The organism is Microcoleus sp. B4-D4, from assembly GCF_036705185.1.
Classification (GTDB): domain Bacteria; phylum Cyanobacteriota; class Cyanobacteriia; order Cyanobacteriales; family Microcoleaceae; genus Microcoleus.
Window position 1 is genome coordinate 1 of the sequence record NZ_JAUBTX010000116.1, and the last position, 1104, is coordinate 1104.

Consider the following 1104-nt stretch of genomic DNA (forward strand, 5'->3'; position numbering starts at 1 on the left):
AGTTTGAGGAGTGCATTGCTTAGTAATTGTAGATTTTCTAGAAGATCGTCTACAATTAGAATATTACCTTTATTTTCATAGTTAAAATCAAGATTCATGTATTTATCAACTTTAATTAATTGTAAGTGCTTGCTCAAGCATTACTCAAGATTGCTTTAGTAATTGGAATTTCAACGATAAATTCTACTCCTTTGCCGAACTTAGAGTTACAATATAAATTCCCACCATGTTGAAATGCCACAATTTGATGACTGATAAATAGTCCTAGTCCCGTACCTTTTCCCACTGGTTTGGTAGTAAAAAAGGGGTCGAATAATTGTGATTGTAATTCCTCAGAAACTCCTAAACCATTATCTATAAATCTGATTGATATTTGATTTTTGTTAGAAACTTGAGTTTCAATTTTTATTTTTCCTTGAGCGTCGATACATTGGGTGTGAATAGAATCAATAGCATTGTTTAGAATATGCATAAAAACTTGATTTAGTTGACCAGCATAACACTGAATTTTGGGCATTTGAGCATAATCTTTAATTACGATAATTTCTGGATGTTCTGCTGTGGCTTTGAGCCGACTTTGGAGAATCATCAGCGTACTGTCGATACCTTGATGGATATCCACTCGTTTAAATTCAGCCTCATCGTGACGGGAGAAATTCCGCAAGGAAAGAACTATTCCCTGAATGCGATCGGTTCCTATCTGCATAGAATTCAGAAGTTTGAGGAGGTCTTCTTGCATAAAATCTAGGTTAATAGCCTCAATTTCTGCTTTAAGTTCTGTTGGGGGATTGGGAAAGTGTTGTTGATAAAGGTTTACCAAATACAGTAAATCTTGGAAATATTCAGTAGCAGGTCTCAGATTGGCGTGAATAAAATTCACCGGATTGTTAATTTCATGGGCTACCCCTGCAACCAGATTCCCAATAGAAGACATTTTCTCACTCTGGATGAGTTGGGCTTGGGTGCGTTTTAGTTCGCGCAGAGCAAATTTTAAATTTTCAGCTTGTTCTTGTAATTCAAATTCGGCTTGTTTGCGGGCGGTAATATCACGGATAGTAACGGAAAAACCATCTCCTAGCTTGACTGCTACGAAGTGAAACCAGC

Annotated in this window: 1 protein-coding gene; it reads right to left on the minus strand. The window is 36.6% G+C overall.

Annotated elements, in window-relative coordinates:
* Positions 1-133: 133 nt before the first annotated feature.
* Positions 134-1104 (minus strand): sensor histidine kinase (locus tag QUB13_RS30320; protein WP_333388775.1); only part of this gene is annotated, 971 nt, incomplete at its 5' end.